We start from the raw sequence: 19,511 nt of genomic DNA on the forward strand, positions 1-19,511 counted from the left end.
CCCTAGCTGAACCCGACATACCGGCCGGGCTTGTGATTGGTGGCGATGATCATGTTCAGCACCACGGCACCGAGGATCGAATAGACCACGCGATCGACCGGCAGCACGAAGAAGGCTGCCACCAGGATCACCGCGTCCACGCCGAGTTGGAAGTAACCGGCGCGAATGCCAAAATTCTCCTGCAGAAACAGGGCCAGGATATTGATGCCGCCAACGCTGGCCTTGTGGCGGAACAGCGACAAGATGCCGAGCCCCATGAGCCCGCCACCCACCAGGGCCGCGTAGAGGGGAGCGATGCTGGCTATGTCGAGCCACTGCGGAATGTTGGCAGTGAAAAAAGAGACCAGGCCAACGCAGACGAAGGTCTTGATGGCAAAGGGCCAGCCCATGCGCAGCACTGCCAACACATAGAATGGCAGGTTGATGGCGAAGAACAGCCAGCCGAACGGAATGCCAGTCACATACTGCAAGAGCAGCGCCAGGCCGGCCGTACTGCCGGTGGTAAGGGTGACCTGGGCATAGAAGACGATACCGAGCGACACCAGCATGGTACCGATGAGCATGGCAAAGATGTCTTCGTGCAACCGATGCCGGCTGGGCGTGGCAAGGTCCGGCGTCATGCCTTCTTGACCCAGCGGCCATCGGCCTCCTGTTGCCAGTAGGTCACGGCATTGCCGTCCCGCAGCGCCTTCCAGGCCAGCCGAGCCTCGGCCACCGCGTCGGGATCGTGTCCGGAGAACATGTAGACGATGCGGTCATAGCCTTCCGCAGCCTGTGGCACGGCGCGATCGACGAAGAAGCGGACATTGGCCCCACCGGGATTTTCGGTTCCTGTTGTGATCAGCACCGGTTGATGCGCATCAGCGTCGTCACCGGCCAAACCATGGGGTAGGAAACTGTCGTCACGATACGTCCAGAGATGGGCATCGAGCGCCTCCGCCCGCTCGGTCGACCCCACCTCGACCACTGCACGCCAACCGCGCTCGAGCGTCTTCTCCAGCAACTGGGGAAGAACCGCTTCGAGCGGACGGGGTTCGAGATGGTAGAAGAGGATATCGGCCATGGCGGCACACTAGCCCTCGTAGTAATCCCTGACCAGACGATCGAGCAGCGCCACGCCAAAACCGGGTGCCCAGGAGGCATTGGTCTCGCTTGATGCGGCGCCGAAGGCGGTGCCGGCAATATCCAGGTGCGCCCAGGGTACGTCGTTGACGAAGCGCTGCAGGAATTGGGCCGCGGTGATGGAGCCGGCAGGACGTCCAACCGAATTGCGAATATCGGCGAACTTGGATTCGATCAGCTTGTCGTAGGCTGGCGCCAGCGGCATGCGCCAGAGCTTTTCGTTGACCGAGAGGCCTGCATTGAGCAGCCTGATGGCCAGTTCGTCATCGTTGGAAAACAGCCCGGCATGCTCGTGGCCAAGGGCGACCACGATGGCGCCGGTCAGCGTGGCGAGGTTGATCATGAAGGCTGGCTTGAACCGGTCCTGCGTATACCAGAGCGCGTCGGCCAGCACGAGACGCCCCTCGGCGTCGGTATTGATGACCTCGATCGTGGTGCCGCTCATCGCCTTTACGATATCGCCGGGGCGCACCGATTTGCCGGACGGCATATTTTCGACCAGCCCTATCACCCCTACGACGTTGACCGGAGCCTTGCGCGTGGCAAGGGCCAGCATCAGGCCGGTCACGGCCGCGGCGCCGCCCATATCGCCTTTCATGTCTTCCATCGACGCAGCCGGCTTGATCGAGATGCCGCCGGTATCGAAGACGACACCCTTGCCGACAAATGCCAAGGGAGCTGCACCGGTATCGCCACCGCGCCACTGCATGACGACGAGCCGCGCCGGGCGCTCGGACCCCTGGGCGACGCAAAGCAGCGAACCCATGCCGAGCTTAGCGAGCGCCTCGGGTTCAAGGATTTCGACCTCGACGCCAAGGCTGGTCAATTCGGCGGCCCGGGCCGCAAATTCGACAGGTCCGAGCACGTTGGCCGGCTCGTTGATGAGGTCGCGGGCCAGCAACGTCCCGGACACGGTGGCACCGCGGTCGGCGACAGCCTGCGTGGCAGCGTCCGGATTGGCGACATGCAACGTTATTGTCAGCGTGGACGGGCCCTCATCCGACCGGGCCGACTTGTACTTGTCGAACCGGTAGTGACGGAGGCGCAGGCCTGCGGCCAGTTCAGCGACTGCGGCGGGTGAAACGCCGGCCTCGTCGACGATCACGGCGACCGTGGCGGCACGGGTGGCGGCGATCTTGGCGAGCAGCGAGCCGCCCCGGTCGGTCCAGGCATTGAGCGGCAGATCGGCACCCGCTTTTCCCCTGCCCAAAACGAGGAGGCGTTTCCCCTGCGCCCCCAGCACGTCCAGCGCCTGGCCCTGCTTGCCCTTGAACGCACCGGCTTCGGCGCTCTGAGACCAGTCGAGACCCGTGGCGGCCCAAACCGGCGCTGCAGCGCCCCCAGGCGCCTCACCTTCGGCGGCATAAATGACGGTGAGCGGTGCCGAAGCGCCGGAAAGGGCGGCGACATGGATCGAAATGGTCTGAGACATTGAGGGCCTTGGGGCAAATCGGGCAGGAACGCCGTTGGCGGCGTCGAGGCGAGTACATTGGGGCGTTTGACGGCCGCGTCAATCCCGCAACAGGCCCACAGGCAAATCCGTGTGGGAGGCGCTCGACGCTTGTCTGGTTTGACGAACTACACCAAGGTCCGGCCCGGCAATGACAACCAGCCACGCGATAATTGGCACAGGACGATGGTCCGGATCTCTATCGGCTATAATCCATGAAAAGGCTGACCGCATACCTGGCGCGCATGTTCGTGGCCGACGCGCTGATCCTGTTCGGCGTGGTCTGCTTCCTGCTCTGGCTGGTCAATTGCCTGCGCTCGTTCGACGTGGTGTCGGTCAAGGGACAGAGTGTGCTGGTGCTGGCGATCCAGGCGCTCTATACCATGCCGCCGCTCGCCATCGCGTTCTTCTATGTCTGCGTCGGTATCGGGCTTGCCCGTGCACTGCAGGCGCTGCAGGCCAACAAGGAACTGCACATCATCCATACCAGCCATGGGCTGGGGTCGCTGTGGCGGGCGACGGGCGTGGTGGCAGGCGCAGGCGTGGTCGCCGTGCTGCTGCTGTCCAACTTCATCGAGCCGCTCGCCTATCGCCGGCTCAACGCGCTGAGCGCCAGCATAGCGGCTGACCTCGTCAGCTCGACCCTCAAGCCCGGGCGCTTTACCCAGGTCACGCCCGGCGTGGTGCTGCTGATTGGCGGTCGCGGGCCGGACGGCGCCATCCAGGAATTCTTTGCCGATGACCGGCGCGAGCCTGATATGCGCCGCACCTACATGGCTGAATCGGCGCGGGTGGCGAGCGACGGGCAGAACTACATACTCGAGCTCCACAACGGCTCATTGCAATACAAGGGCAGCGACGGTCGCTTTTCGGAGGTGACCTTCGGACGCTACGACGTGAGCGTCGAGCAGTTGTCGCAACCGATGGGCCAGATCGACCCCATGCTTGAGAAGGACAGCCTGACATTGGTTGCCGAAGCCCTGTCCAGCGGACAATGGAACCAACCGCTGCTGTTTCTGCTGGCCAATCGGTGGGCGGAGGGCCTACGCGTGATCGGGATGGCAATGATGATGCTGGCCCTGATGGGCTTTCCCAGCGGCAAGCGGGCGCGCGTACCCGTGCCGATGGAAGCAGGTGTGCTGCTTATCGCCTTTGGGGAGCGCGGTCTTAGCGCCTACAGCCCGCTTGGCACCGCTACGGGCGCCCTCATCATGATCCTGGTCGCCGGAATTGCCCTGTTGGTACGGATGCGACCGCGCGCGCTACCGCCGTTGGTGACGACATGAGCCGCATCGACTGGCTGGTGCTGGGTCGGCTCGGGAGCCGCATCGGCGTCACGGTCGTGGTCTTCTACGGCCTGATCGCGCTGGTGGAATCGCTCGATACGTGGCGCTTCAACTTCGTTGCCGAAGCCCATGGCCTGCATATGGCCCTACTGATGGTCGCCATGAGCGCGGTCAAATGGACCATCAAGACGCTGCCGGTGACGGTCCTGATGGGCGCTACGCTGGGCTTCCTCGACCTCAAGGCCCGGCACGAACTGACGGTTATCCAGGCCAGCGGCATTTCGATCTGGCGGACGGTTCGCGCCCCGGTAATCGCACTGGCATTGATCAGCCTGGTTATCGGGCTGGGCCTCGAAACGCTCAGCACGCAGGTCAACCGCGTGCTGAACCCGACACCGCCAGGCCAGGCAAGCATGCTGACGCCGCCCGGTGAGGTCTGGCTCGAGCAGCGCAGCGGCGATACGCGCTATGTGCTGATGGCCACCGGCATGCAGTCGGGCGGTACGGTGCTAGGCCAGGTGACACTGTTCCACATCGGGGAAAGCAGCGAGGCGCGCATCGAAGCATCCGAGGCCGTCTTGGAAGATGGCGAATGGGTATTTCCAGCAGCCATTGTCCGCAATCCGGACGAACAGGCGCGGACGATTTTCGACTATCGCGTGCCGACAGGTTCGACGGCTGCCGAGCTCGGGCTCAAACTCGCATCCACCGAGGATTTGACATTTTTCGAGTTGGGCCGGCTGCTGCAGCAGGGGTTGGCCGACCCCAGTATCCGCACGGCAGCGACGATGCGCCTTATCAAGCTGCTGGCCCTGCCATTGGTGTTGACGGGGTCCCTGTTCATTGCTTTTGCGTTTACCGCAGGTTATCGAAGAGGCTCTAATTATGGTCCCGCGGTCCTTTGGGGGATCGTGCTCGGGTTCGTTGTGTTCGTGATTACCGAGATGGCCGACCGTGCCGGGTCGACCGGCGTTCTCGACCCCACGTTTGCGGCAGTCGGACCGGCGTTTGTGGCTATCGTCATCGGCGTGACGGTGCTGCTGCACAAGGAAGACGGACGCGCGTGACAATGAAGGCGAAAAGGGGCAGGTCGCCACACCGCCTGGCTTATGCCAGTGCGCTGCTCGCGCTCACGCTGAGCACCAGCGCCTTCGCGCAGGGCCTTGTTCCCACTAATTTCTTCAATGCGCCTATCGATGCGTCGGGTCCTGCTGCCGTCGAAGCCAATACGCTGACCTTCGACAGCACCACCAATGTGATCACCGCCAGCGGCGACGTCGTGCTGAGCCAGGGTGGCTACACCATGACCGGGCAGAACCTGGTCTATGACCGCAACACCAAGGCCCTCAAATTCGTCGGACAGGTTACCGTGCGCGATCCGTCGGGCAACCTGGCGGAGATGACCGACCTCGATGTCACCGGCGGGATGAAGCAGGCATTCATCAACTCGTTGACCATCACCACCTATGATGGCGCGCGCATTACCGCCGACAGCGTCGACTACGATACGGCCCTGCGGACCCTTTTGGTCGATGCCAGCTACGCGCCATGCGGCGATTGCATCGACGACGAGGGGCGACGAATTGGCTGGTCGGTGACGGCATCGCGCATCACCTACAATGCCGAGGACGGATCGGTCGCCCTCGAGCAGCCGACCCTCTCGCTGTTGGGCGTGCCGGTAGCGTGGCTGCCCTATCTTTGGTTGCCCGATACCAGCGACCTCGCGCTCGCCAATGTGCGGACGCCCGTCTACGACTACAGCGAGAAGACCGGCCACTCGCTTACTGTTCCCTACACGGCATATTCCAGCCGCTGGACCGACATCATCCTGACGCCGACCTTCATGACGCGGCAGGGTTTCCTGCTGGGAGCGGAGTGGATCCAGCGGTTCGACCGCGGCTCGTTCCAGATCAAGGCTTCGGGCGTCTATCAGTTCGACCAGTCGGCGTTCACATTCACCGAGGCCCAGCGCGACTGGCGTGGTGCGGTCCAGACCTCGGGCGAGTTCACGCCGATCGAGGACTGGACGGTGGGCTGGAGCTACGTGGCTTTTACCGACGCGGCCTACCTGCCCGACTACCGGTTGACGACGGCCAAGTCCTCGGTCAACCAGGTCTATGCCACCCACCTGACGAGCGACACCTACATCGATGCGCGGTTGCAGCAGTTCAACCTGCTCGGCGACGTTACCGCGGCATCGCAGGGTCAACAGGGCAAGGCCCTCCCTACGCTGCGCTTCGAGCACGTGGAGGACCTTGGGCCAGGCAACGGGCGGATCGAGATCAGCGGCCGGCTTCTCGGCGTGCAGCGGGATATCGATTCCGCCAATACCTATAACGGGGTGCCCTATGTGTGGGGCTATGCCGGCAACAAGCAGCATCTGAGCCTGCAGGCCGGCTGGCAGACCCAGTGGATTGGTGGCGGCGGCTTTGTGGCCACGCCCTATCTGGGCGGTCGCGCGGACGTGGCTTACTACGATGGTACAAGTCCGCTGCTGCCCGGGGCGACGACGCTGTGGAGCGCGACGCCGATCGCGGCCATGGACGTGCGCTTCCCGCTGGCCGCGAGCGACGGCTCGACGGTGCACCTGATCGAACCGATCGCGCAGGTGGCCTATCGCGGCTCAAGCACCACCAATGTCGGCATCACCAATGACGATGCGCAGAGCTTCGTCTTCGATGACACCAACCTGTTCAGCTACAACCGGTTTTCGGGCGGCGACCGGCAGGAGACCGGGTTGCGCGCCACGATCGGTGGCCGCTACCAGGCCAATTTTGCCGATGGCGGCTATATCGAGTTGATCGCCGGGCAGTCGTTCCAGATCGCGGGACCCAATGCCTTCGCGACGCCGGGGCAGGCTAACACCGGCGTGGGCGCCGGGCTGAGCACGACGGCATCCTATGCGGTTCTTGGTGCCTATGGCTCGTTCACACCGGGCGTCAAGTTCGGGGGCAAGCTGCAGGTCGACAGCGCCACGGCCAATGTGATGAAGGCGGGCCTGGGTGGCACCTTCGCCAATGACGGTTACAAGCTCGCCCTGGACTATACCTATCGCGCCGCCAATCCGGGACAAGGCATGCTCGCGCCACAGCACGAGATCGGCGGGGAAGTGACGGTGCCTGTGGCCGAATACTGGTCCATCAAGGCAAGCAGCTACTGGGATATCCAGGCCAACAGCTTCCTGCGGGTGGGCGGCGGCGTCTATTACGACGACGGGTACCTCGTGCTTGGCGCAGAGGCGGCCCGAAATGGGCCGACCCATATTTCGCCCAACGCCACCTCGATCACGGCTACGTTCCGCATCCGTGCACCCGCGGGGCTCGATCTGGGCTATCGGGGCGCGGTGCCAGTCCCCAGTTTCTAGCCGCCAACCGATTTTGGCCTCAATCATCGGGCAATTGACAGCGCGCTGTTCCCGCCGCATTGAGGGCGGGTGGATTGACGCGAGGCGGATACTGAAGATGGCCAAGACTGTTTGGGGGCGCGCTGCCAGCGCCATGATCGTGGGCGTAGTCCTAAGCCTGTCTGCGGCGCTTCCTGCCCTGGCACAGAATGTCCGCGTAACCGTGGATGGCACGCCCATCACCGATCTGCAGATCGCTGCACGCGTCAAGCTGTTCGCCCTGGAAGGCAACAGCACCGGATCGCGCGGCGCCACCGAACAACTTATCGACGAAGCCCTGCAAATTGCAGAGGCCAAGCGGCTGGGCGTGACCGTTTCCAATGCGCAAATCGACGAAGCGCTGTTGCAGATCGCGCGGAACATGAATGTCAGCCAGGACAAGCTCGTTGCCATGCTGCAGCAGGGTGGCGTCAGCACCGAGACACTGAAGGACCGCCTGCGCGCCGCAATTGCCTGGAACGCGGTGACCGAACGGGCCATCATGCCGGAAGTGCAGATTTCCGACCTGGAACTGGACCAGCAGGCCGCTACCCAACTGCAGGACTTCCAGACATTCGACTATATCCTCAAGGAAATCATCTTCGTGGGCACGGGCTCAAGCGGTCGCTCGGGCCAGGCAAACAATTATCGCTCCAAATTCGCCGGATGCGATACCGCCGTGGACCTGTCGCTGGCTTATACCGATGCCGCCGTTGTGGATGTCGGTCGCCGTCATGCCACCCAATTGCCCGAACCGATCGCCAAGGAACTGGCCGGCCTCAATGTCGGCGGCATCACCAAGCCGCGCGTGGTTGAATCGGGCGTGTCCATGCTTGCAGTCTGCGAGAAGACGCAGGCTCAGGATTTGACGTTCATCAAGGGTGACCTTCGGGCCGAGCAGGGCAACCAGGCGCTGGAGGGCGAGGTGAAAAACTACCTGGCCAACCTGCGCAGCCGCGCCAAGATCATCTACAACTAAGCCAGCCGGCTCGCCCCGTTGGGGTGGGCCGTTCTTGTTCTCCGCCGGGGGCCGAGATGAACAAGCCGCTTGCCATCAGCATGGGCGAACCCGCCGGGGTGGGCCCCGACATTATCCTGGCGCTGCATGCACGCCGGGCGGAACTCGAACTCGCGCCATTCTGCGTATTCGGGCATGCGGAATTCCTCAAGGCACGAGCCCAGCGGCTCGGCATACCGGTCGACATTGCCACCGTTGGTCCCGCAGGCGCCATGGATGTGTTTGCGCATGCGCTGCCGGTTGCCGATATCGAGGGCCTGGTGCCAGACCACCCGGGACAGACGTCACCGGTATCGGCTGGGGCAGTCATCCGCTCCATCGAAGCCGCCGTGGAGGCCACGTTGACCGGAGGTTGCCGCGCTCTGATCACGGCGCCGATCCACAAGGGCGCCCTCTATCATGCCGGGTTCAAACATCCCGGCCATACCGAATTCCTTGCTGAACTCTGTGCCGCCGGCGGTAAGCCGCGCCTGCCGGTCATGATGCTGGCCCATGGCGGCCTGCGCGCCGTGCCGGTGACCATCCACGTTCCGATTCGTGATGTGCCCGATCTGCTGACCAAGGAACTCATCATCGAGACCATTCGCGTGGTCGCGCATGATCTCAAGCTGCGCTTCGGCATCGCCAATCCTCACATCGGCGTGGCCGGGCTCAATCCCCATGCTGGAGAAGGCGGGGCCATCGGCCGTGAGGACCTGGAAATTGTCGGTCCGGCAGTGGCCCAATTGCAGTTCGAAGGAATAGGCGTAGAGGGCCCCCTGCCCGCCGACACGCTGTTCTACCCCACGCACTGGGCGAGCTTCGACGCCGTGGTGGCGATGTATCACGACCAGGCGCTGATCCCGATTAAGACCGTGGCTTTCGAGGATGCCGTCAATGTCACGCTGGGCCTGCCGATCGTGCGCACGTCGCCAGATCACGGCACTGCTTTCGACCTGGCCGGCACCGGCCGCGCATCCGCGGCCAGCTTCCTCGCCGCGATCCGGATGGCCGATGCCATGACGGCGCATCCATGAGCCAGATCGACAACCTGCCGCCCCTGCGCGAGGTGATTGCCGAGCATGGCCTGCGCGCGAAAAAGGAATTGGGGCAGAATTTCCTGCTCGACCTCAACCTGACAGCCCGCATCGCGCGCGTGGCAGGTCCGCTGGAGGGCGTCTGCGTCATCGAGGTGGGCCCGGGCCCGGGCGGGCTGACCCGGGCCCTCCTGGCCGAAGGCGCACGAGAGGTGATTGCCATCGAACGCGATGTACGGGCCCTGCCCGCGCTGGCCCAGATCGCGGATGCCTACCCGGGCCGGCTGACGGTTATCAGTGGCGACGCCATGGAAATGGACTACCGGCAGTTGGCCGATGGCCCGACCCGGATTATCGCCAACCTCCCCTATAATATCGCGACGCCGCTGCTGACCGGCTGGCTGACGCTGGATCCCTGGCCAAGCTTCTTTGAAAGCCTGACGCTGATGTTCCAGCGCGAAGTGGCTGAGCGCATCTGCGCCAGGCCAGGCGAGGATCCCTATGGCCGGCTGGGGGTGTTGGCCGGCTGGCGGACGGATGCCCGGATCGCCTTCAATGTCGGCCGCCAGGCCTTCGTGCCGCCGCCCAATGTGACCTCTGCCGTGGTGCACCTCGTGCCCAAAGCGATTGAGGGCGATGTGACGGTGAAGAATCTCGAGCACATCACCCGCTCTGCTTTCGGCCAGCGGCGCAAGATGGTGCGGCAGAGCCTCAAGGCCGCTGGCGTGCCGGTCGAGGGGCTGTTGGCTGCCGCGGGCCTGAAGGGCGACGAGCGGGCTGAGGACCTTGCCATCGAGGCATTCCTGGCAATGGCGCGGGCGCTGCCTACGATCCGGCAAGGCTAAATCCCAGACGGTGGCTCCGCTGGCCGCTCAGGCACTGGCAAGACCGGCAGAAAGAACAGTCGCCATGCCACCAGCATGGCGGCAAGTGCAGCGCCGCCGCTGACCATCATCACACCGTTCCAGCCCCACATGACCCAGGCATAGCCGCCCAGCGTGCCGAGCGCAGACGAACCCAGATAGTAGGCGAAGAGGTAGATCGCCGATGCCTGGGCCCGCCCAATCTGTGCCCGCCGCGCGACCCAGGCGCTGGCAATACCATGGGCGGCGAAATAGCCTGCAGTGGCAATGGCGAGGCCAGCTATGATGGCCGGGGTGAAGGGTATGAGCGTGAGAAACACGCCTGCCGCCATGACGACCACGAAACCCCAATAGACCTTGCGGCGACCCAGCCGCTGCGCCAGCCCGCCGGCCCAGGCCGAGCTGGCGCTGCCGAGGAGATAGACCACGAAGATGGTGGCAATGGCGGCATGGCTGAGCTCGAACGGCGGCTCCGCAAGGCGGAAGCCGGCATAGTTATAGAGCGTCACGAAACTGCCCATGAGCAGGAAGGCCGAAGCAAATAGCCACGGCAAACCGGGGTCGTTGAACTGGACGCGGATAAGGTGCGCAAGGTCGCGCAGGCCTATGCGAGTACGTGTAGAATTTTGCGGTCTGGGAAGCAGCAAGACGACGGCGAGCGCCGCTATGGCAACCGCAATGCCCAATGCAACAAGCGCTGGGCGCCAGCCGAACCAGTCCGCGAATACGCCCGACAGCAACCGACCGGCCATGCCGCCAATGGCGGTGCCGCCGATATAGAGCCCCATGGAAAAACCAAGGGCGTCGGGCTCCATCTCTTCGGCGATATAGACCATGGCGACGGCCGGAAGGCCGGAAAGGGTCAGGCCCATGACTGTGCGGATCGCGATCAGCGACCACCAATTAGGGGCAAAGGGGAGTAGCAGACCCAGGGCCGCGGTAAGCAGGATAGCCCAGACCATAAGCGTCCGGCGGCCGAGGCGGTCGGCGACCCAGCTTGCGAACAACAGCGAAACGGCGAGCGTGGCGGTCGTCGCCGAAAGTGCCAGGGAAGCGGCGCCAGCATCAAGGCTGAATTCGTTTGCAAAGATCGGCAGCAAGGGCTGGACCGAATAGAGCGACGCAAAGATCGCAAGGGCAGACAGGAAGAAGGCGATATTGGCGCGAAGGAATGCCGGCGTGCCACGGCGGATTACGATGGGGAGGCGCGGTTCAGCCATGAACTGTCACCTCGCCTATTGATTCAACGCCCTCTCAAAGAGAGTCGATCTGGTTTTGCAAGTCTTTGACGAAGCTCGATAAATTTAGCTGGCGATCACGTTCGAGGCGGGAGGAGACGAGAATGGACCGCACGCGTTGGGTGGAGGCCTCTAGGTCTTCATTGACGATGACGTAGTCGTATTCATTGAAATGATCCATCTCGCGGCGCGCGTTCTGCAGGCGCTTTTCGATGGTGCCGACGCTGTCCTGGGCGCGCCGCTCAAGGCGGGCGCGCAGCTCCTTGATGGAAGGGGGAAGTATGAACACGGTCACCATGTCCTTGCGGCTGTTCTTGTACAGCTGCAGCGTGCCCTGGTAGTCGATGTCGAAGAGGATGTCGTTGCCGGCGGCAAGCTGCTCCTCCACCTTGGCGCGCGGTGTCCCATAGAAATTGCCGTGCACCTCAGCCGATTCCAGCAGTTCGCCATCTGCCTGCATCTGCTTGAAGGTAGGAATGTCGATGAAATGGTAGTGCTTGCCGTCCACCTCATCGGTGCGACGGGCACGGGTGGTCACGGAGACCGATAGCTTGATGTTGGGATCGGCTCCGAACAGGGCCCGCGAGATGGACGACTTGCCGGCGCCCGAGGGAGAAGCGATGACCAGCATGACGCCACGACGCTGAAATTCCATCGCCCGATCCTATTCGATGTTCTGCACTTGCTCGCGTAGTTGATCGATCGCCGCCTTGAGGTCAAGGCCGATGGCGGTGAGCTCCACGGCATTGGATTTGCTGCACAGCGTGTTGGCCTCACGGTTGAATTCCTGGGCAAGGAAGTCGAGCCGACGGCCAACCGCTCCGCCGCTGGCGATGAGCTGGCGCGCCGTGGCGATGTGGGCCGTGAGGCGATCCAGTTCCTCGCGGATATCGGCCTTGGTGGCGAGCAGCAACGCTTCCTGCGCCAGCCGCTCTTCGGGGATGGTGATGTCGGCAGAGAGATCGGCGACCTGCTGGCGCAGCTTGGCCAGTATGGTCTCGCGGCTTCTGGCCGGATGCGCCTCGGCGCGCTGAACCAGTGTCTCGATCTCGTCCAACCGCTCACGCAGGATCGCGGCAATCTGGCTACCCTCATGGCGGCGGGCCAGCACGAGATCGACCAGTGCCTGGGAGACGCCATCGAGGATGGCCGCAGCCAGCGCCTCCTCGGCATCTGATGACATGGGACGATCGCGCTGCTCGAGCACGCCCTTGAGGCCGAGAATGCCGTCCAGGCTGGGTGGCGCCGCCGGTATCCGGCCGCTCAGCTCGTCTATGGCTGCCAGCACCGTAGCCAGCGCCTGGCGGTTGACCAGCAGATCACCCCCTGCCCCCTCGCGCTCGACGCTGAGGTTGAGAGTCACCGAGCCGCGGGAGATCATCTTGCCGACAAGCTGGCGGATGTCGCTTTCCAGCGCATCGAATCCGGGCGCCAGCCGCAGCCGGATATCGAGGCCCCTGCCATTGACCGAGCGGACCTCGCAGGCGAACGAGGCGCCTGACACCGCGCCGGCGGCGCGGGCATAGCCTGTCATGCTGGCGAGTGACTGGCTCACTCTGTGGCCGGCGCCGCGCCAGCCTGTTCGGCTTCGAGCGCCTGTCGTGCCGCCTCGGCATCAGCCTCTGCCTGGGCCGCAGCCTCGGCGGCGATCTCGCGGTAGCGCGCCACGTTTTCCTGATGCTCGGCATAGGTTTCGGCGAAGACGTGCCCCTCGCGCGGCGAAGCACCCTTGGCGACGAAGTAGAGGTAGTCGTGCTCGTCCGGATTGGCTACGGCCTTAAGCGCATCAATGCCCGGATTGGCGATGGGCGTCGGTGGCAGGCCATCGATCTGGTAGGTGTTGTAGGGTGTCTTGGCTTCGATCTCGGAGCGGCGCAGGCCGCGGCCGAGTGTCGACTGTCCCTTGGTGATCCCGTAGATGATGGTCGGATCGGACTGCAGGCGCATGCCCTCGCGCAGGCGATTGACGAAAACCGCGGCGACCTGCGGGCGTTCGGCTGCGATGCCGGTTTCCTTCTCGACGATGGAAGCAAGAACCAGCAGCTGCTCGGGGGTCTCGATGGGGAGGTCGGGGTCGCGCGTCTCCCACACGGCGGCGAGTTCGGCGGTCATGGCCGCCTGCATTTTTTCGAGCACGGACTGCCGGGTGTCGCCGGGAATGTAGTCATAGCTGCCCGGCAGGATCGAGCCTTCGGGTGGCAGTGTCGAGATTTCGCCCGTGATATTGCTGTCGGCGTTGAGGCGCTGCACCGCTTCCCAGGAGGTCCAGCCTTCAGGGATGACGACGGCATAGCGGATTGGGTCGCCTTCGATCAGCTCGGTCAGGATGTCGGCCATGCTGGCGCCGGGCGGAATGCGGAAATCGCCCTGCTTGATGGTCCCCTCGATGTTGGCGAGGCGACTGCCGGCAAAGAAGATATACTGGTTGGAGATGAGCCCCTGCTCCTCCAGGCGCGGGCCGATGGAAGAAAGACCCGAGCCGGCCTCGACGCGGAAGGTGGTTTCTTCCTTGAGCGGACCGTCGCCATAGAACTGCGAGGCGCCGTAGAGCACGATACCGCCGACCACCAGCAGGCCGATGACCAGCAGGGTCAGGAGGCCGTTGAGGATATCAATGAAGCCGTTGCGCGAACGGCGGCGGCGCCGGACCTTGCGATCATTCATCGTGCTGGATCACCCTCGAAGCCCAAGTGCATTGCAATGCCTTGGGTCTTGTTCACTTGTTTTCGGCAGCCGTATGGCGGCCGCCATTGTTCTCACGCCCGGCCGCAAAGACAAGAGGCACATCGCGCGTCTACGCGATGTGCCTCCATTTGATCGGGGTAAAAGTCAGTGGACCTTGCGCATCACCAGGGTCGCATTGGTGCCGCCAAAGCCGAAGCTGTTGGAAAGCGCCACGTTGATCTCCTTCTTGAATGCCTTCTTGGGCACCAGGTTGATCGCGGTTTCGACCGAGGGATTGTCCAGGTTGAGCGTGGGCGGCGCGATATTGTCGCGCATGGCCAGCAGGCAGAAGATGGCTTCCACAGAACCGGCCGCGCCCAAGAGGTGCCCGATGGCCGACTTGGTGGAGCTCATCACCGACTTGGAGGCAGCGTCGCCCAGAACACGAGTGACAGCGCCGAGTTCGATTTCGTCGCCGAGCGGCGTCGAGGTGCCATGGGCGTTGATATAGTCGATCTCGGATGCGCTGATGCCGGCCCGCTTGATCGCCGCGCTCATGGCGCGGAAGCCGCCATCGCCATCGGGTGAGGGAGCGGTGATGTGGTAGGCGTCGCCGCTGAGACCATAGCCGATGATTTCGCCGTAGATCTTGGCGCCGCGGGCCTTGGCGCGCTCGTAGTCCTCGAGCACGACGATGCCAGCGCCTTCGCCCATCACGAAGCCATCGCGATCCTTGTCATAAGGGCGCGAGGCGGCTTCAGGATTGTCATTGAAGCCGGTCGACAGCGCACGCGCCGCGGCGAAGCCGGCCAGGGCTAGGCGGTTGACGCAGCTTTCCGCGCCACCGGCCACCATGACGTCGGCATCGCCAAGCGCAATCAGTCGTGCGGCGTCGCCGATGGCGTGGGCGCCGGTCGAGCAGGCGGTGACGACGGAATGATTGGGCCCCTTGAGCCCGAAGCGGATCGACACATAGCCCGAGGCCAGGTTGATCAGGCGACCGGGAATAAAGAAGGGACTGATGCGGCGCGGGCCCTTCTCGTGCAGCGTGATGGAGGCGTCATAGATGCCGCCCACGCCACCGATGCCGGAGCCGATCAGGACGCCGGTGCGCTCGGCCTCTTCCTGGGTCTTGGGCTCGACTCCCGCGTCGTCGATGGCCTGCTTGGAGGCGGCCATCGCAAAGACGATGAAGGGATCGACCTTGCGCTGTTCCTTCGTGTCCATCCACTCATCGGGATTGTACTTGCCGTCGGCATAGTCACCGAGCGGCAAGCGATGAGCGATCTGGCAGGCGATATCATCGACCTCGAAGTCGTCAATCCGCTTGGCACCACTCTTTCCGGCCAGGATGTTGGCCCAGGTGGCTTCAATACCGGTACCCAGGGGTGTAACGAGCCCGAGACCGGTGACGACGACGCGGCGCAATTCCATACTCTACTGCCTATCTCGGCCAGGCCCAGGGGGCTTAGCCGACGGCCTTGGTGAGGAACGAGACGGCGTCGCCGAAAGTCTGGATCGACTCGGCGGCGTCATCGGGGATTTCGACCGAGAATTCTTCTTCGAACGCCATCACCAGTTCAACCTGGTCAAGGGAGTCGGCGCCCAGATCGTCGATGAAGCTGGCCTTTTCGACAACCTTCTCGGCATCCACATTGAGGTGTTCCACAACGATCTTGCGGACCCGATCAGCGACATCGCTCATATTAGACTTCCTTTTTCGAAATCGAGGTTTCGTTTCGCTTCTTATTGGCGGAGTGCCAAATCTTCAAGCACCGTGTTGGCTGACTTCGGGGCAATGTAGGCGCGCTTTCTAGCGCCTGCAAGGCGGTCCGCCACGGGTGTCAGCGGCGGCGAGTATCACACTTGGCGAGGCTTCGCCAGAAGCCCACATCCCGGTTTTCAACGGCTTTCCGCTGCTTTTCGTTGCCCGACGACCTCAGATCATCGCCATGCCGCCGTTGACGTTGAGCGTGTGACCCGTGATGTAGCCGGCAGCGTCGCTGGCGAGGAAGACGGCGCAGGCGGCGACTTCCTGGGCCGTGCCCAGACGGTTGGCTGGAATTGTCGACAGGATCGACTCACGCTGCTTGTCGTTGAGCTCGTCCGTCATGGCTGAGGCAATAAAGCCGGGCGCGATGGAATTGACGGTAATGTTGCGGCTGGCGACCTCGTGGGCGAGGGCCTTGTTCATGCCGATCAGCCCGGCCTTGGAGGCAGCATAGTTGCCCTGCCCCGGATTGCCCATGACGCCGACAACAGAGGAAATGCCGATAATGCGTCCGAAGCGCTGCTTCATCATTCCGCGCAGTACGGCACGATTGAGGTGGAATGCTGCCGTGAGATTGACGGCGATGACCTCGTCCCACTCTTCGTCCTTCATGCGCATGAAGAGGTTGTCGCGCGTCATGCCGGCATTGTTGACGAGGATGTCGAGCCCGCCCATGGCCGCCTCGGCAGCCGGGACCAGCTTGTCGACTTCGTCGAGCTTGGAAAGGTTCGCCGGCACGATGGGGCAATCCTTGCCGATTTCCCTGGCCGTATCCTCCAGCGCGCCGACGCGGGTGCCCGACAGGGCCACGGTGGCGCCAGCGGCAGCCAGCGCCTTGGCGATCTCCCGGCCGATGCCACCGCTGGCGCCGGTGACCAGGGCGCGTTTGCCAGTCAGATCAAACATTTAGTCCTCCCCTACGGAGATAGTGATTCAATTCCTTGATGGATTGATTCAGGGTGTTAAGCCGATAGTTCAGCCACGAAGGCGTCGATGTCCGCCGGCGAACCGACCGATGTGCCGACCACCTCGGCATTGATGCGTTTGGCCAGCCCGGTTAGGACCTTGCCCGTGCCCAGTTCAATCAGATGGGTAACGCCGCCCTCACCGGTGAGCCAGGTCACGCTGTCGGTCCAGCGGACGACGCCGGTCACCTGCTCCACGAGGCGCTGACGAATTTCGGCAGGGTCGGAAATCGGCGCGGCCAGCACGTTGGCGACCAGGGGGACCACGGGAGCCTGCATGGCTACCTCTGCCAAGGCAGCAGCCATGGCATCGGCGGCGGGCTGCATAAGCGAGCAGTGAAATGGGGCGCTGACAGGCAGCAGCAGCGCGCGCTTGGCGCCCTTGGCCTTGGCGAGTTCGACGGCGCGTTCGACGGCCGCAGTTGCGCCCGACACCACGACCTGCCCCGGAGCATTGTCATTGGCGACATCGCAGACATCGCCCTGGGCGGCCTCGGCGGCCACTTCCTTGGCCGTGGCAACATCGAGGCCCAGCAGCGCTGCCATTGTACCATGGCCGACCGGCACGGCCTTCTGCATGGCCTGGCCACGCGTCTTGAGCAGGCGAGCCGTATCGGTCAGCGAAAAGGTGCCCGCGGCGCAGAGGGCAGAATATTCGCCCAGCGAATGGCCGGCGACATAGGCGGCGTGATCGGCAAGCCGGATGCCCTTGGATTCGAGCACGCGAATAACAGCGACGCTGACGGCCATCAGCGCGGGCTGGGCATTTTCGGTCAGGCGCAGGATATCGTCCGGACCTTCGAACATGATGGCCGAAAGGCGCTGGCCCAGGGCTTCGTCGACTTCCTGGAACACCGCGCGGGCTTCCGGATAGGTCGCGGCAAGATCCTTGCCCATGCCAACGGCCTGGCTGCCCTGCCCGGGAAAGGTGAATGCGCGCTTGGTCATGATTGGCCCCTCTTTAGTCCCAGTTAGACAATCCTCAACGGGGCTGTCCAGTTGCGGCGCGTTTGAGCGAGTGTGTGTGGCAGAGTCAAGGCGCGGCGGACTTTTCCAGCCAGTTTTGCCTTGCTTCAAGTAGGTTCTTCCCCTATAGCGGCGCCAGCAATTCGTTTGGCCGGGGGCTGAACGGAGGGTTTTTCGTTTTCACGAATGAGAAATAGGGCTGATGCCCGGCCTCCCGTGTTCCCGCTCTTTGCAAGACTGCTTTGATGCCCTTTCCGGCTTCAAGGAGGCTCCGCGCCAGGCATTGCTGTGTTGAAACCACGAAGGAAGGCGCATTCATGGCCCTCTACGAACATATCTACCTGGCGCGCCAGGACGTTTCCCAGCAGCAGGTCGAAGAACTGACCGCTGCGCTGACCGAAGTCCTCGCCAATGGCGGCGGCAAGGTCACCAAGAACGAATACTGGGGCCTCAAGGGTCTCTCCTACCGCATCCGCAAGAACCGCAAGGCGCATTACACGCTGCTCAACATCGACGCAGCGCCGGCCGCTGTTGCCGAGATGGAACGCCAGATGCGCATCAATGAAGACATCCTGCGCTTCATGACCGTCCGCGTGGACGAGCTCGAAGAAGGCCCGTCGGCAATGATGCAGAAGCGCGATCGCGACGATCGTGATGGCGACCGCGCAGGTGGCCGTCCGGATCGCGGCGGTGACCGCGGTGGCTTCGGCGGCGGCGAACGCCGTCCGCGTCGTTTCTAATTCAAGGACATAAAAGCTATGGCAATCAAAGACCTTACCACCGCCCAGGCCCGCCGTCCGTTCCAGCGTCGCCGCAAGACCTGCCCGTTCTCGGGCGAAGGCGCGCCCAAGATCGACTACAAGGACGTCCGTCTGCTCAGCCGTTATGTTTCCGAGCGCGGCAAGATCGTCCCGAGCCGCATCACGGCCGTTTCGGCCAAGAAGCAGCGCGAACTGGCCCAGGCCATCAAGCGCGCCCGTTTCATCGGCATCATGCCCTACGCCGTCCAGTAAGCCGCTGCTTGCTGAACTGCTTGTTGGGGTCCCGGATGGTCCGGGGCTCCTAACCGTCCGCGAGACGGGACAGCCACAAGGAATACCCCAATGAAAGTCATTCTCCTCGAGCGCGTGGGCCGTACCGGCTCGATCGGCGATGAAGTCTCCGTCAAGGACGGCTTTGCCCGTAACTTCCTGCTGCCGCAGGGCAAGGCGCTCCGCGCCACGGAAGCCAACCGCAAGAAGTTCGAAGCCGAACGCGCGCACATCGAGAAGCGCAACGACGACCGCAAGAATGCCGCTGCCGGCATTGCCGAAGGTCTCAACGGCCGTGAAATCGTGATCATCCGCCAGGCCGGCGAAACCGGCCAGCTCTATGGTTCGGTCGCCTCGCGCGACGTGGTCGAAGCCCTGGCTGCCGATGGTTTCACCATCCAGCGCTCGCAGGTCGACCTCGCCGACCCGATCAAGTCGGTCGGCATCCACACCGTTTCACTGAACCTGCATGCGGAAGTGGCCGTGACGATCTCGGTCAATGTCGCGCGCTCGACCGACGAAGCCGCCCGCCAGTCGGCTGGCGAGGACGTCACTGTCACCGTCTATGACGACGACGTCGAAGGCGACTTTGCCGCCGGCCAGAAGGACGCGCTGCAGGACGACCGCTTCGACGACGAAGTCTGAGCGTGCCACGATAATCGCAAAAGGCCGGGCGAATTGCCCGGCCTTTTGTTTTGCAGCATGGTCCATCGGGTTGTGAGGGTCGGAACGGCCCCGA

General features: G+C 63.5%; 20 protein-coding genes. 9 read left to right on the forward strand and 11 right to left on the reverse strand.

The genetic code is table 11. The features are described from left to right. Positions 1-2: 2 nt before the first annotated feature. From JI749_RS14070 to JI749_RS14080, 3 genes are read right to left on the reverse strand one after another with little or no spacing between them, the layout of a single operon-like run. Positions 3-620, reverse strand: coding sequence for a YitT family protein (locus tag JI749_RS14070; protein ID WP_201655147.1), 618 nt, complete (start codon positions 618-620; stop codon positions 3-5). Then, the gene (locus JI749_RS14075; RefSeq protein WP_201655150.1) at positions 617-1,063 is read right to left on the reverse strand and encodes a DNA polymerase III subunit chi; all 447 of its coding nucleotides are present in this window, start codon (positions 1,061-1,063) and stop codon (positions 617-619) included. Before JI749_RS14075 ends, JI749_RS14070 begins: the two co-directional genes overlap by 4 nt. A gap of 9 nt (positions 1,064-1,072) precedes the next feature. Then, positions 1,073-2,554: a leucyl aminopeptidase gene (locus JI749_RS14080; protein ID WP_201655153.1), complete on the reverse strand. Its 1,482-nt coding sequence runs from the start codon at positions 2,552-2,554 to the stop codon at positions 1,073-1,075. A gap of 233 nt (positions 2,555-2,787) precedes the next feature. Here JI749_RS14080 and JI749_RS14085 point away from each other — a divergent pair, with 233 nt between their 5' ends. The 6 genes from JI749_RS14085 (at position 2,788) to rsmA (ending at position 10,119) form a co-directional block, all read left to right on the forward strand. Further along, positions 2,788-3,858 carry an LptF/LptG family permease gene (locus JI749_RS14085; protein WP_201655156.1) on the forward strand — a complete coding sequence of 357 codons (1,071 nt, stop codon included), beginning with the start codon at positions 2,788-2,790 and terminating at the stop codon, positions 3,856-3,858. After that, on the forward strand, positions 3,855-4,925 hold the full coding sequence (locus tag JI749_RS14090; protein ID WP_201655159.1) for an LptF/LptG family permease: 1,071 nt from the start codon (positions 3,855-3,857) through the stop codon (positions 4,923-4,925). The genes JI749_RS14085 and JI749_RS14090 overlap by 4 nt, the downstream gene beginning before the upstream one ends. 2 nt (positions 4,926-4,927) lie before the next feature. After that, a complete protein-coding gene (locus JI749_RS14095; protein ID WP_201655162.1) occupies positions 4,928-7,222 on the forward strand; it encodes an LPS-assembly protein LptD in 2,295 nt (764 codons plus the stop codon). 97 nt (positions 7,223-7,319) lie between these two features. Continuing rightward, positions 7,320-8,219: a peptidylprolyl isomerase gene (locus JI749_RS14100; protein WP_201655165.1), complete on the forward strand. Its 900-nt coding sequence runs from the start codon at positions 7,320-7,322 to the stop codon at positions 8,217-8,219. Positions 8,220-8,275: 56 nt separating this feature from the next. Further along, positions 8,276-9,274 carry a 4-hydroxythreonine-4-phosphate dehydrogenase PdxA gene (pdxA, locus tag JI749_RS14105; RefSeq protein WP_201655168.1) on the forward strand — a complete coding sequence of 333 codons (999 nt, stop codon included), beginning with the start codon at positions 8,276-8,278 and terminating at the stop codon, positions 9,272-9,274. Next, positions 9,271-10,119, forward strand: a complete 849-nt coding sequence (gene rsmA, locus JI749_RS14110) for a 16S rRNA (adenine(1518)-N(6)/adenine(1519)-N(6))-dimethyltransferase RsmA (RefSeq protein WP_201655171.1) — start codon at positions 9,271-9,273, stop codon at positions 10,117-10,119. Before pdxA ends, rsmA begins: the two co-directional genes overlap by 4 nt. Here rsmA and JI749_RS14115 read toward each other — a convergent pair. The 8 genes from JI749_RS14115 to fabD form a co-directional block, all read right to left on the reverse strand. Beyond that, the gene (locus tag JI749_RS14115; protein ID WP_201655175.1) at positions 10,116-11,357 is read right to left on the reverse strand and encodes an MFS transporter; all 1,242 of its coding nucleotides are present in this window, start codon (positions 11,355-11,357) and stop codon (positions 10,116-10,118) included. The two genes, rsmA and JI749_RS14115, sit on opposite strands and share 4 nt — an antisense overlap. A gap of 34 nt (positions 11,358-11,391) precedes the next feature. Then, positions 11,392-12,030 (reverse strand): guanylate kinase, encoded by a 639-nt coding sequence (gene gmk / locus JI749_RS14120; protein ID WP_233280767.1) that lies wholly within the window; start codon positions 12,028-12,030, stop codon positions 11,392-11,394. Between the two features lie 9 nt (positions 12,031-12,039). Further along, a complete protein-coding gene (locus tag JI749_RS14125) occupies positions 12,040-12,930 on the reverse strand; it encodes a YicC/YloC family endoribonuclease (RefSeq protein WP_233280768.1) in 891 nt (296 codons plus the stop codon). Next, a complete protein-coding gene (gene mltG / locus JI749_RS14130; protein WP_201655178.1) occupies positions 12,927-14,039 on the reverse strand; it encodes an endolytic transglycosylase MltG in 1,113 nt (370 codons plus the stop codon). Before mltG ends, JI749_RS14125 begins: the two co-directional genes overlap by 4 nt. A 165-nt stretch (positions 14,040-14,204) precedes the next feature. Then, complete coding sequence (gene fabF, locus JI749_RS14135; RefSeq protein WP_201662860.1) at positions 14,205-15,467, reverse strand: beta-ketoacyl-ACP synthase II; 1,263 nt, start codon at positions 15,465-15,467, stop codon at positions 14,205-14,207. A gap of 40 nt (positions 15,468-15,507) precedes the next feature. Then, positions 15,508-15,744, reverse strand: coding sequence for an acyl carrier protein (locus JI749_RS14140; RefSeq protein ID WP_035100440.1), 237 nt, complete (start codon positions 15,742-15,744; stop codon positions 15,508-15,510). A 234-nt stretch (positions 15,745-15,978) separates the two neighbouring features. Next, positions 15,979-16,716: a 3-oxoacyl-[acyl-carrier-protein] reductase gene (gene fabG, locus JI749_RS14145; RefSeq protein WP_201655181.1), complete on the reverse strand. Its 738-nt coding sequence runs from the start codon at positions 16,714-16,716 to the stop codon at positions 15,979-15,981. Between the two features lie 56 nt (positions 16,717-16,772). Next, the gene (gene fabD, locus JI749_RS14150) at positions 16,773-17,723 is read right to left on the reverse strand and encodes an ACP S-malonyltransferase (RefSeq protein ID WP_201655184.1); all 951 of its coding nucleotides are present in this window, start codon (positions 17,721-17,723) and stop codon (positions 16,773-16,775) included. 335 nt (positions 17,724-18,058) lie between these two features. Here fabD and rpsF point away from each other — a divergent pair, with 335 nt between their 5' ends. The 3 genes from rpsF to rplI all read left to right on the forward strand — a co-directional run bounded on the left by rpsF (position 18,059) and on the right by rplI (position 19,417). Beyond that, a complete protein-coding gene (rpsF, locus tag JI749_RS14155) occupies positions 18,059-18,481 on the forward strand; it encodes a 30S ribosomal protein S6 (RefSeq protein ID WP_201655187.1) in 423 nt (140 codons plus the stop codon). A gap of 18 nt (positions 18,482-18,499) precedes the next feature. Next, complete coding sequence (gene rpsR / locus JI749_RS14160; RefSeq protein WP_046169334.1) at positions 18,500-18,754, forward strand: 30S ribosomal protein S18; 255 nt, start codon at positions 18,500-18,502, stop codon at positions 18,752-18,754. Between the two features lie 90 nt (positions 18,755-18,844). Beyond that, entirely contained in the window at positions 18,845-19,417 is a 573-nt protein-coding gene (gene rplI, locus JI749_RS14165; protein ID WP_201655190.1) for a 50S ribosomal protein L9, read from the forward strand. The last annotated feature ends 94 nt before the right edge of the window (positions 19,418-19,511 follow it).

It is taken from the genome of Devosia oryziradicis, assembly GCF_016698645.1.
GTDB classification, from domain to species: Bacteria; Pseudomonadota; Alphaproteobacteria; order Rhizobiales; family Devosiaceae; genus Devosia; species Devosia oryziradicis.

What these genes read in the sequence shown, in the direction of transcription:
- gmk (WP_233280767.1), bottom strand. Translation starts at nt 12,030, where the DNA reads ATGGAATTTCAGCGTCGTGGCGTCATGCTGGTCATCGCTTCTCCCTCG.
- JI749_RS14090 (WP_201655159.1), top strand. Translation starts at nt 3,855, where the DNA reads ATGAGCCGCATCGACTGGCTGGTGCTGGGTCGGCTCGGGAGCCGCATC.
- JI749_RS14100 (WP_201655165.1), top strand. Translation starts at nt 7,320, where the DNA reads ATGGCCAAGACTGTTTGGGGGCGCGCTGCCAGCGCCATGATCGTGGGC.
- JI749_RS14085 (WP_201655156.1), top strand. Translation starts at nt 2,788, where the DNA reads ATGAAAAGGCTGACCGCATACCTGGCGCGCATGTTCGTGGCCGACGCG.
- fabG (WP_201655181.1), bottom strand. Translation starts at nt 16,716, where the DNA reads ATGTTTGATCTGACTGGCAAACGCGCCCTGGTCACCGGCGCCAGCGGT.
- pdxA (WP_201655168.1), top strand. Translation starts at nt 8,276, where the DNA reads ATGAACAAGCCGCTTGCCATCAGCATGGGCGAACCCGCCGGGGTGGGC.
- JI749_RS14080 (WP_201655153.1), bottom strand. Translation starts at nt 2,554, where the DNA reads ATGTCTCAGACCATTTCGATCCATGTCGCCGCCCTTTCCGGCGCTTCG.
- JI749_RS14140 (WP_035100440.1), bottom strand. Translation starts at nt 15,744, where the DNA reads ATGAGCGATGTCGCTGATCGGGTCCGCAAGATCGTTGTGGAACACCTC.
- rpsR (WP_046169334.1), top strand. Translation starts at nt 18,500, where the DNA reads ATGGCAATCAAAGACCTTACCACCGCCCAGGCCCGCCGTCCGTTCCAG.
- rpsF (WP_201655187.1), top strand. Translation starts at nt 18,059, where the DNA reads ATGGCCCTCTACGAACATATCTACCTGGCGCGCCAGGACGTTTCCCAG.
- mltG (WP_201655178.1), bottom strand. Translation starts at nt 14,039, where the DNA reads ATGAATGATCGCAAGGTCCGGCGCCGCCGCCGTTCGCGCAACGGCTTC.
- rsmA (WP_201655171.1), top strand. Translation starts at nt 9,271, where the DNA reads ATGAGCCAGATCGACAACCTGCCGCCCCTGCGCGAGGTGATTGCCGAG.
- JI749_RS14095 (WP_201655162.1), top strand. Translation starts at nt 4,928, where the DNA reads ATGAAGGCGAAAAGGGGCAGGTCGCCACACCGCCTGGCTTATGCCAGT.
- JI749_RS14115 (WP_201655175.1), bottom strand. Translation starts at nt 11,357, where the DNA reads ATGGCTGAACCGCGCCTCCCCATCGTAATCCGCCGTGGCACGCCGGCA.
- JI749_RS14075 (WP_201655150.1), bottom strand. Translation starts at nt 1,063, where the DNA reads ATGGCCGATATCCTCTTCTACCATCTCGAACCCCGTCCGCTCGAAGCG.
- fabD (WP_201655184.1), bottom strand. Translation starts at nt 17,723, where the DNA reads ATGACCAAGCGCGCATTCACCTTTCCCGGGCAGGGCAGCCAGGCCGTT.
- rplI (WP_201655190.1), top strand. Translation starts at nt 18,845, where the DNA reads ATGAAAGTCATTCTCCTCGAGCGCGTGGGCCGTACCGGCTCGATCGGC.
- JI749_RS14070 (WP_201655147.1), bottom strand. Translation starts at nt 620, where the DNA reads ATGACGCCGGACCTTGCCACGCCCAGCCGGCATCGGTTGCACGAAGAC.